This window comes from Lentzea sp. NPDC006480 (genome assembly GCF_040611995.1).
Taxonomy (GTDB): Bacteria; Actinomycetota; Actinomycetes; order Mycobacteriales; family Pseudonocardiaceae; genus Lentzea.
In genome coordinates this window covers 1-10,658 of sequence record NZ_JBEXPJ010000244.1, presented here as the reverse complement: position 1 = coordinate 10,658, position 10,658 = coordinate 1, and the positions used below count along the sequence as shown (strand labels likewise).

The following is a 10,658-nucleotide window of genomic DNA, read 5'->3' as shown; positions in this document are numbered from 1 at the left end:
GTGCTCGCCCACTCCGGCCTCTACCCCGCCGACCAGCCGATCGCGGAGTTCACCGAGCAGCAGCTCGACGACCTGCTGCACAAGCCGACGACGAACGCCGCCAGGCCGACGACATCCCGCGAGACACCCTCGAACGCCTTGTGCAGCGCCACTTCCGCCGGCTCGGACAGCACCGAGGCGTCGTAGGAAGCAGCGACGTCGGCCGGCACGATCCGGCGTACGCGCTGCAGGGCCGCGACCAACGCGTCGAACGACTCGTTGCCCGCCAACGACTCCAGCTGCGTCAGCGTCTCGTCGGCCAGCACCGGCGAGTCGGCCAGCGGCAGGACCGCCTGGACGAACCGGTGCTCGTGGCCCGCGTCGAGCAACGCCTGCTCGTAGCGCCGCACGGTGAACTCCCGCGCGGTCTCCAGCGCCTCGGCAGACACCTCAAGGCCTTCGGAGGCAAGCGAAAGCGCCACCGGCAGAGTGATCTCGCGCAGGTCCGGGAACGCCCGCAGCACCGTCACCGCACCGAGAGCAGCGCGGCGCAGACCGAACGGGTCCGACGAACCGGTCGGCTGCGCACCGATGCCGAACAGGCCCGCCAGGAGATCGAAGCGGTCGGCCAGCGACAGCAGCGCCCCCGGCACCGACGACGGCAGCGCGTCACCGGCCGAGCGCGGGAGTTCCATCTCCCACAGGGCCTGCGCGACCTCCGGGGTCTCCCCCGCCCGCGCCGCGTACTCGCGCGCCATCACACCGGCCAGCGACGACAGCTCGATCACCATCTGCGAGCCGAGGTCGAACTTGGCCAGCGCACCGGCGCGGTCCAGCGTCTCCCGGTCGACGTCGACCACGGAAGCGAAACGACCTGCCAGAGCGGCGATCCGGGCAGCGCGGTCCGCCATCGAGCCGAGCTTGTCCGCGAACGTCAGCTTCGCGAGACCCGACTTCATCTCCTCCAGCGGCGTCTTGAGGTCCGCCCGCCAGAAGAACGCCGCGTCCTCGTACCGCGCCCGCAGCACGGCCTCGTTGCCCGCCCGCACCAGGTCCGCGTCCACCTCACCGTTGGCCACGGCGACGAAGTGCGGCAGCAGCGCGCCGTCCGCGGAACGAACCGGCAGGTACCGCTGGTGCTTGCGCATCACCGTGGTCAGGATCTGGGCCGGCAGCTCCAGGTACCGCTCCTCGAACGACCCGAGGATCGGCGTCGGCCACTCGACCAGGTTCGTCACCTCGGGAAGCAGCCCGTCGACCTCGACGACACCGCCGACGGACGCCGCCAGCGCCTGCGCGGCCTCCACGATCGCAGCCGAACGGGCCGCGGCGTCAGCCTGAATCCCGTGGCCGGCGAGGAACTCCAGGTAACCGTCCGCAGTGGACACCGAGACCACCGGCGAAGCAGCGGTCCGGTGCACCCGAGTGGTCACACCGGAAGACAGCGACGACACCGCGACCGGCACCGGCGTGGTCCCGAGCAGCGCCAGCAGCCAGCGGATCGGCCGGGTGAACGACAGCTTCGGGTCGTTCCACTTCATGTTCTTCTCGGCGCGCAGGTCCGACACGACCTCGGCGAGCAGCCCGCTCAGCACCTCGACCGCGCCACGACCGGCATCCGTCCTGGTCAGCGCGACGAACTCGACGCCGTTCTCGACCACCCGCCCGAGCGCCGAGACCTCGACACCCTGGCCACGCGCGAAGCCCTGCACGGCCTTCGTCGGGTTGCCATCGGCGTCAAAGGCAGCCGACACCCGCGGACCACGCACAGTGCGCTCGGCATCCGGCTCCCGCGGCGAAACCGCAGGCACCGTGACCACAATCCGGCGCGGAGTCCCGTGCACGGCAACGGAACCGAAAGTCAGCCGAGTCGCTTCGAGCTTCGCAGAGACAGCGGAACGCACCGCGTCGACCGTCCGCAGCACCTCGTGCGGCGGCAGCTCCTCGGTACCGATCTCGAACAACAACGTCGCCGGCGCCACCACGTCCGCAAAGGACGAAGGCGCCGCGGCAGCACCAGGAAGTTCAGCGACACCAAGCGGATGCCCGAGCTCCTCGCGGCGCTCGGCCCACAGCTGGGCGACCCCGCGTGCCAGCCCGCGCATCCGGGCGAACGCACGCGCGCGCTCGGTCGTCGAGATCGCACCACGCGCGTCGAGCACGTTGAACAGGTGCGAGCACTTCAGGACGAAGCTGTGCGCGGGCACCGGCAGCCGCGCGTCGATCATCTTCTGCGCCTCGTCCGCGTACTCCTCGTAGAGCCGCTTGTTGCGCTCCACGTCCGCGTCGTCGAGGTAGTACCGCGACATCTCGTACTCGGCCTGGCCGAACGCCTCGCCGTAGGAGATGCCGGGCGCGTAAGCGATCTTCTTGAAGTGGTCGACGCCCTGCAGCGCCATCATGATCCGCTCGATGCCGTAGGTGATCTCCACCGACACCGGGTCGAGCGTCATGCCGCCGGCCTGCTGGAAGTAGGTGAACTGGGTGATCTCCAGGCCGTCGAGCCAGACCTCCCAGCCCAGCCCCCAGGCACCCAGCGCGGGCGAGGCCCAGTTGTCCTCGACGAACCGCACGTCGTGCGCCCGCACGTCGATGCCCAGTGCTTCGAGCGATCCGAGGTAGAGCTCCTGCGGGTCGCCCGGATCCGGCTTCAGGATCACCTGGAACTGGGTGTGCGTCTGCAGGCGGTTCGGGTTCTCGCCGTAACGGGCGTCGTCAGGCCGCACCGACGGCTCGACGTACGCGACGCGCCACGGCTCGGGACCCAGCACCCGCAGCACGGTCGCCGGGTTCAGCGTTCCGGCGCCCACCTCGGTGTTGAAGGGCTGCACGACGATGCAGCCTCGATCGGTCCAGTACTTGGTCAGCGCGAGCAGCGCGTCCTGCATCGTCAACACGGCACGAGTCTACGAAGCGGACAAAACCGCTGGTCACGGGGCCTGGATCAGGTGGCCTCCACCACTGTGTCACCCTTTGCACAACCGAGTGGAGCTCCCGCGCGTCTACTTGGGGTACCCGAAGAAGCTGAGAGGAGTGGGTGTGGACAACCGGCCGCCGCGGCCAGGAGAACCGAACGGTACTCCCAGGCGACCCTCCGCCCCGCGTCCCCAGGCAGGGCAGCCCCGCCGCCCGCAGGTACCCCCGCGCAGCAGCTCAGAGCCCCCGCGCAGGCAGCCAGAACCGCCGCGCCGCGAGCCGCAGAAGCGCGCCGAACCGCCGCGCCGCGAGCCCCCGAAGCGGGAGAACCGCAGCGAGCCGCCCCGTCGTGAACCGGCCCGCGCCACCTCGTCGGCCCCGCGCCCGCGTCCGGTGGCCGACCGCCCGACGGTCCGCACCACGCCGGCCAAGGCGAAGGCCACCGCCGCTCCCCGCCCGCGCCCCAGGCCCGCCACCCGCAAGCCGGCTCCGAAGAGCGGCGCCTCCACCGGCGGCAAGATCTTCGTCAGCATGCTGTCCGCGGTGATCCTGCTGGTCACCGGCATCGCGTGGAAGAACCTGAAAGACCTGACGGGCAGCCTCACGACCCAGGAACTGGGCATCGTCGACGCCGGCGAGAAGCCCGCGGACGGCGCGATCGACATCCTGCTCGTCGGCATGGACAGCCGCACCGACTCCAAGGGCAACCCGCTGCCGCAGAACATCCTCAACGAGCTGCAGGCGGGCGGCAGCGACGACGGCGGTTTCAACACCGACACGCTGATCCTGCTGCACATCCCGAACGACAGCGGCAAGGCCTACGCCGTGTCGTTCCCCCGCGACTCCTACGTGAAGATCGCGGGCGGCTTCGGCCGGCACAAGATCAACTCTGCCTACGGGTACGCCAAGGGCCAAGAGGCCGAGAAGCTGCAGGGCAGCGGCAAGAGCGCGCCCGACGTCGAGATGGCGACCCGCAAGGCGGGCGCGAAGAACCTCATCGAGACCATCCAGAACCTGACCAGCGTGACGATCGACCACTACGCCGAGGTCAACCTGGTCGGCTTCTACGACATCACCAAGGCCGTCGGCGGCATCGACGTGTGCCTCAACGCCAAGGTCCGCGACAGCTTCTCCGGCGCGAACTTCCCGGCCGGCCCGCAGACGATCGAGGGCAAGAACGCGCTGGCGTTCGTCCGGCAGCGCCACGGCCTGCCGATGGGCGACCTCGACCGCGTCGTGCGCCAGCAGGTCTTCATGGCGGGTCTCGCCAAGAAGATGCTGTCGGCCGGCGTGCTCACCGACAGCACCAAGCGCAGCGAGACGATCAAGGCGGTCAGCGGCGCGCTCGTGCTCGACGAAGGCTGGGACATCACCAAGTTCGCCCTGCAGATGAAGGACCTGACGGGCGGCAACATGACGTTCCAGACGATCCCGACCGGCAACCCGGACCTGCAGACCCCCGAGGACGGCTCCGCGGTCGAGGTGGACGAGCGCGAGGTCCACACGTTCATCAAGAACCTGGGCAAGGACCCGGCGGCGACGTCGAACGCGCCGGACTCGAAGTTCGACAACGCCTCGGTGATCGTCGACGTCCGCAACGCCTCCGGTATCGCGGGCCTCGCGGGCACGGTGCTGCAGTCGCTCGTCGCGAAGGGCTTCGGCGAGGGCCAGACGGGCAACGCCGAGGCGATGGCCAAGTCGGTCGTCCGCTACGGCAAGGGCGGCGAGAACGGCGCCAACGCGGTCCAGAAGGCCCTCGGCGGCATGAAGACCGAGGAGGACGTCAACGTGCCCGCCGGCCGGGTCCGCGTGTTCCTCGGCTCGGACTACTCGGGTCCGGGCGCGCAGGGTTTCACCGGTTCTGGAGTACTCGCCCTGGACGGTGCCCGTCAGCAACCGGCTGACCCGGCAGCCCCGAAACCCATCTCGGCAGACGGCGTGCGCTGCGTAAACTGATACCGAGAGTAGAGTTATATACCCCATTCGGGGGATTCCGGCAGTAAGTTGCGTAAGCAGCGAAGAACTCGCGCCTTCCATCACCGTGAGACCCGCTCACGGGGTGGAGGGACCAGTGCAGACCGCGAACGGACAAATCGACACAGCGGCGTACCAGCGCGTGCTCGGTGATGAGATCCGCAGCCTTCGCAAGCAGCGCGGCTGGACCCGCAAGGAGCTCAACAAGCGGCTGCAGACCGAGATCTCGCTGCAGACGCTGGCGACCTACGAGCTCGGCACCCGGCAGTGCTCGGTGGTGCGCCTGGTGGAGATCTGCCACGCCCTGGACATCCCGGCGCACGAAGTCCTCGCTCGTGTGCACGAACGCTTCTTCGGCGACACCCCGGCCGGCCACCTCACCCTGAACCTCACCGCCGTCGCCGCGTCCGACCACCCGCGTCTCGTGCCGCTGAAGCGCTGGGCGATGGGCAGGTTGCACGCGCTGCCTCCCGGGGCGTCGGCGGAAGTGCACCTCGACCTGCCCGCACTCGAGAACATGGCGCAACTCTGCCAACTCCCGACGCTGGAGCTCATCCGCACGTTGCGTGCGCTGAGCCAGTAGTTGTACCGAACCCCGTTCACACCAACGCAACGACCGCCCGAAACGGTCACTTCTCCACCGCCGGTAGCATCGCCGGGGTGAACGATTCCCCCGCCCGCCTCCCTCTGCGCACCGCGGCCGCAGTGAAACTGGGCAACCTGAGCTCCTCGCTGTCCCAGAAGATGGGGCTCGGCGCTGGCGGCATGATCGGCGGCCGGGTGGCGCTGAAGCTCGACCCGCAGGCGCTGAACCGGCTGACGCAGGGCCGCAAGGTCGCCGTGGTGACAGGCACGAACGGCAAGACCACCAGCACGATGATGCTCGCCAGGGCCGTCGCCGCGCTGGGTGAGGTCGCCACGAACCACAGCGGCGCCAACATGCCCGACGGTCACGTCACGGCGCTGTCGAAGCAGCCGGACGCCCCGTACGCCGTGCTGGAGTGCGACGAGGGCTACTTCCCCGCGGTCGCCGGGGCGAGCAACCCGGCCGTCGCGGTGATCCTGAACCTGAGCCGCGACCAGCTGGATCGCGTCGGCGAGGTGCGCACGATCGAGCGCTCGCTGCGCGACACCATCACCAAGCTGCAGAACTGCACGATCATCGCGAACTGCGACGACGTGATGGTCACGAGCGCGGCGTGGAACGCCGCCAAGGTCGTCTGGGTCGCCACCGGCACCGGCTGGCACCACGACTCGGCGAGCTGCCCGCGCTGTGGCAACCCGATCCGCTGGCAGGGCGAGCACTGGCACTGCACGGGCTGCGACCTCGCGCGCCCGCACCCGAACTGGATCACCGCCGACGAGTCGATGATCACGCCGGAGCACCAGAAGCTGGAGCTGCGGCTCACGCTGCCGGGCAAGTTCAACCAGGCCAACGCCGTCATGGCGTCCGCCGCCGCACACGCCATGGGTGTGCCCACGGAAGACGCGATCGCTCGGCTGCGCGGCGTCTCCAACGTCAGCGGCCGCTACCGCACGATCCAGCGGAACGGCCGCAGCGCGCGTCTGCTGCTCAGCAAGAACCCCGCGGGCTGGAGCGAGACCCTCACGGTCGTCAAGGAGGCCAGCCACCCGGCCGTCCTGGTGATCAACGCCCAGGAGGCCGACGGCCGCGACCTGAGCTGGCTGTGGGACGTCCCGTTCGAGCGCCTGCAGGGCCGCACGGTCATCGCGTCCGGCGAACGCGCCACGGATCTCGCCGTGCGCCTCACGTACGCCGAGGTCCAGCACACGATCGTGCCCGACCCGTTGAAGGCCATCGACCAGATGCCACAGGGGGCGGTCGAGGTCATCGCCAACTACACCGCGTTCCGCGACTTGAATGCCAGGGCTGCCGCTGATGAGTGAGTCGACAATCCAGATCGCGCTCGTGCTGCCGGATCTCCTCGGCACGTACGGGGACTTCGGCAACGCCGTGGTCCTCGAGAAGCGCATGACGTGGCGCGGCATCAAAGCCGAGATCGTGCCGATCAACTACGGCGAGCCGGTACCGGACTCGTGCGACATCTACGTCGTCGGCGGCGGTGAGGACACGGCGCAGACGCTGGCCGTGAAGCACCTGCGCGAGCACCCCGGCCTGCAGCGCGCCGTCACGAAGAACGCCGTGGTGCTGGGCGTGTGCGCCGGCATCCAGATCTTCGGCGAGAGCTTCACCCGTGCCGACAACGTGACGCACCCCGGCATGGGCCTGATCGACTCGACCTCGCACGCCGGTGGCAGCCGCGCGATCGGCGAGGTGCTCGCGGAGCCGGCGAACGGCCTGTTCGAGGGCGTGCTGAGCGGGTTCGAGAACCACCAGGGCCGCACGGTCCTGGGCCCGGCCGCCCAGCCGCTCGCGCACGTCAAGGTCGGCACGGGCAACGACGGCAGCGTCGAAGGCGCCGTCCAGGGCCGGATCCTCTGCACCTACCTGCACGGACCGGTGCTGCCGCGCAACCCGCAGCTCGCCGACCTGCTGATCGAGTGGGTGACGGGCACGAAGGTCGCGCCGCTGGACCTCCCGGCCGTCAGCGCTATGAGGGCTGAGCGGGTTCGGGCAGCTTCCTGAGGCGTTCGTTGACGCCAGGCCAGATCACGGCCATCACGTAGTCAGTGGCGAGCGCGGGTCCGACCTTGGGCCTGCGCTCGGTCCACACCGCCAGGCGTTCCGTCGCACCCACGACGATCTCCGCGAACGCCTCGGCCTCCAGCGGGTCGATGTCCGGCGTGAACGACGCCAGCACGGCCCCGATCATGTCCGTCTGCTGCTGCCGGATGCCTTCGACCTCTTCCTGCGCGGACGGCACGGCCACGGCCGCCTCCTGCCGCAGCAGCGCCCACGACCTGCGGTGCTGGTCGATGAACTCGAAGAACGCCCGCAGCCCCAGCCTGAGGAACTCCTCCGGCGACTGAGCGCCCGCGATCGCCTGCGCGGTCTTCTCCCGCAGCTCCGTGCGCGCCCGGTGGATGCACCCGATGAGCAGGCCTTCCTTCGAGCCGAAGTACTCGTAGAGCATCGGCTTCGAGACGCCGACGCGTTCGGCGATCTCGTCCATCGACGTGGCCAGATACCCCTGCTCGGCGAAGATCTCCTCCGCGACCGTGAGCATCTGGGCCATGCGCTGGGCCTTGGGCATGCGACGCCGGGGCGCCTGTGCAGTCACGAACGGAGTCTACCGCTCGTAACTTACTTCGAGTAACCTACTGCGAAGTAGGCTCAGTGAGCGGAGGGACTGCCCCATGCATCGAGAGACGAAAGTGCTCGTCATCGGCACCGGCTTCTCCGGCCTCGGCATGGCCGTCGAGCTCAAGCGGCGCGGTGAGCACGACTTCGTTGTCCTCGAAAAAGCCGCCGACCTCGGTGGCACGTGGCGGGACAACTCCTACCCGGGCTGCGCGTGTGACGTGCCGTCGCACATGTACTCGTTCTCGTTCGAGCTGAACCCGAAGTGGTCGCGGATGTTCGCCGAACAGGGTGAGATCTGGGACTACCTGCGGCGCGTGGCCGACAAGTACGAGCTGCGGCCGCACATCCGCTTCAACACCAAGGTGTCCGGCGCGCAGTGGGACGAGGACGTCAAACGCTGGCAGGTGACGACCGAGCAGGGCGACACGTACACCGCTACCGCGTTGGTGGCCGGCGTCGGCGCGTTGCACATCCCGAACATCCCCGAGCTGCCCGGGATCGAGAACTTCGGCGGCAAGACGTTCCACTCCGCGCAGTGGGACCACTCCTACGACCTGACCGGCAAGCGCGTCGCCGTCGTCGGCACCGGGGCGTCCGCGATCCAGTTCGTCCCGAAGATCGCCAAGCAGGTCGCGTCGATGAAGATCTTCCAGCGGACGCCGCCGTGGATCATGCCCAAGGCCGACCGCGAGATCACCGGCTGGGAGCAGAAGCTGTTCCGCGCCTTGCCCTTCACGCAACGGCTGTACCGCGACTTCGTCTACTGGACGCGTGAGTCCTCAGCGCTGGGCTTCGCGGTCAACCCTCGGATCATGAAGCTCGCACAGGGAATCGCGTTGCGGCACATGAAGAAACAGGTGCCGGACCCGAAGCTGCGACGGAAGCTGAAGCCCGACTACACCGTGGGCTGCAAGCGAGTGCTGATCTCCAACGACTTCTACCCCGCTTTGGGTTACCCGACCGTGGATCTGGTCACGGACAAGATCTCCGAGGTGCGCGAGAACTCCGTTGTGGACAGTGCGGGCGTCGAGCACGAGGTCGACGTCATCATCTACGGCACCGGTTTCCACGTCACCGACTCGTTCGACTACCTCGACGTCCAGGGCAAGGGCGGCGTCGACCTGGCGAAGCAGTGGCGCGAGGAGGGCATCGAGACCTACTACGGCATCACGGTCTCGGGGTTCCCCAACCTGTTCTTCCTGCTGGGCCCCAACACCGGACTCGGGCACAACTCGGTCGTGTTCATGATCGAGTCGCAGATCCGGTACATCTCGCAGTGCTTGCAGCTCCTCGAAAAACACCGCGCAGCGGAGCTGGACGTGCGAGTGGAGGCCCAGCAGGAGTTCAACCGCGAGATCCAGGGCAAGCTGCGCAAGGGCGTCTGGACCCAGGGCGGCTGCCAGAGCTGGTACCTCGACGCGCAGGGCGTGAACCGCACCGTGTGGCCGGGTTTCACCTGGCGGTACTGGATGCGGACCAAGCGCGTGCGCGCCGAGGACTACGTGCTGACTACGGCTTCACGATGACCTTCAGGGCGGTCCGCTCGTCCATCGCCTGGTAGCCCAGGGCGACGTCGTCGAGCGGGACCGTCTTGTCGAACACGGGACCGGGGTCGATCCGCCCGGCGAGCACGTCGGCCAGCAGTTCCGGCAGGTACGCCCGCACCGGGGCGACCCCGCCACCGATGTTGATGTTGCGCCCGAACAGCTTGCCCAGCGGCAGCCCCGGCATCTCGTGCGGCACACCGACGTAGCCGATCTTGCCGCCGTCGCGCACGATGCCCATCGCGGTCTCCCACGACTGCTCCGTGCCGACGCACTCCAGCACGCTCGACGCGCCGAGCCCGCCGGTCATCTCCTTGATCCGCTCGACCGCGGCCTCACCGCGCTCGGCGACCTGGTCCGTCGCGCCGAAGAGCTTGGCGATCTTCGCGCGGTCCTCGTGCCGTCCCATCGCGATGATCCGCTCGGCACCGAGCCGCTTGGCCGCGAGCACGCCGCACAGGCCGACCGCGCCGTCACCGACGACCGCGACCGTGCTGCCGGGCCCGACGCCCGCACCCATGGCCGCGTGGTGGCCGGTGCCCATGACGTCGCTCAGGCTCAGGAACGCCGGGAGCAGGTCCGGCGACGCGTCGGCGGGGACCCGGACGAGCGTGCCGTCGGCCAACGGAACCCTGACCGCCTCGCCCTGACCGCCGTCGCTGCCCTTGCTGCCCCAGAAGCCGCCGCTGCGGCACGAGGTCTGCAGCCCGGCCGCGCAGTACGCGCAGGTGCCGTCGCTCCACACGAACGGCGCGATCACGCGGTCGCCGACGTTGACGGTCTTCACCTCGCTGCCGACCTCCTCGACGATGCCGAGGAACTCGTGCCCGATCCGCTGCCCGCCCTCGCGCTTCGCCACTCCGCGGTACGCCCACAGGTCGCTACCGCAGATGCACGCCAGCTCGACCCGGACGACGACGTCGGTCGCGTCCTTGATGGACGCGTCCGGCACCTCCTCGACTCGGATGTCACGGGTGCCGTAGATCGTCGTAGCCCGCACCTCTCGTGGCGCCGGTGAC

The 10,658-nt window shown here is 69.1% G+C and carries 8 protein-coding genes; 5 read left to right on the top strand and 3 right to left on the bottom strand.

Annotation, left to right across the window (positions count from 1 at the left end):
• Positions 1-20 precede the first annotated feature (20 nt).
• Positions 21-2,867: a glycine--tRNA ligase gene (locus ABZX92_RS43495; protein WP_355571658.1), complete on the bottom strand. Its 2,847-nt coding sequence runs from the start codon at positions 2,865-2,867 to the stop codon at positions 21-23.
• A gap of 421 nt (positions 2,868-3,288) precedes the next feature.
• Here ABZX92_RS43495 and ABZX92_RS43490 point away from each other — a divergent pair, with 421 nt between their 5' ends.
• The 4 genes from ABZX92_RS43490 (at position 3,289) to ABZX92_RS43475 (ending at position 7,477) form a co-directional block, all read left to right on the top strand.
• Positions 3,289-4,851, top strand: coding sequence for an LCP family protein (locus ABZX92_RS43490; protein ID WP_355571652.1), 1,563 nt, complete (start codon positions 3,289-3,291; stop codon positions 4,849-4,851).
• A gap of 115 nt (positions 4,852-4,966) precedes the next feature.
• Positions 4,967-5,452: a helix-turn-helix transcriptional regulator gene (locus ABZX92_RS43485; protein WP_355571650.1), complete on the top strand. Its 486-nt coding sequence runs from the start codon at positions 4,967-4,969 to the stop codon at positions 5,450-5,452.
• 77 nt (positions 5,453-5,529) lie between these two features.
• Positions 5,530-6,777, top strand: a complete 1,248-nt coding sequence (locus ABZX92_RS43480) for a MurT ligase domain-containing protein (RefSeq protein WP_355571648.1) — start codon at positions 5,530-5,532, stop codon at positions 6,775-6,777.
• Positions 6,770-7,477, top strand: coding sequence for a glutamine amidotransferase (locus ABZX92_RS43475; RefSeq protein WP_355571646.1), 708 nt, complete (start codon positions 6,770-6,772; stop codon positions 7,475-7,477). The genes ABZX92_RS43480 and ABZX92_RS43475 overlap by 8 nt, the downstream gene beginning before the upstream one ends.
• Here the strand turns inward: ABZX92_RS43475 and ABZX92_RS43470 are convergent.
• Positions 7,443-8,027 (bottom strand): TetR/AcrR family transcriptional regulator, encoded by a 585-nt coding sequence (locus ABZX92_RS43470; RefSeq protein WP_355571656.1) that lies wholly within the window; start codon positions 8,025-8,027, stop codon positions 7,443-7,445. The genes ABZX92_RS43475 and ABZX92_RS43470 overlap by 35 nt on opposite strands.
• Before the next feature lie 121 nt (positions 8,028-8,148).
• Between ABZX92_RS43470 and ABZX92_RS43465 the strand changes: the two genes are divergently transcribed.
• On the top strand, positions 8,149-9,621 hold the full coding sequence (locus ABZX92_RS43465; protein WP_355571644.1) for an NAD(P)/FAD-dependent oxidoreductase: 1,473 nt from the start codon (positions 8,149-8,151) through the stop codon (positions 9,619-9,621).
• Here ABZX92_RS43465 and ABZX92_RS43460 read toward each other — a convergent pair.
• A complete protein-coding gene (locus ABZX92_RS43460; RefSeq protein ID WP_355571654.1) occupies positions 9,605-10,639 on the bottom strand; it encodes a zinc-dependent alcohol dehydrogenase family protein in 1,035 nt (344 codons plus the stop codon). The two genes, ABZX92_RS43465 and ABZX92_RS43460, sit on opposite strands and share 17 nt — an antisense overlap.
• Between the last annotated feature and the right edge of the window lie 19 nt (positions 10,640-10,658).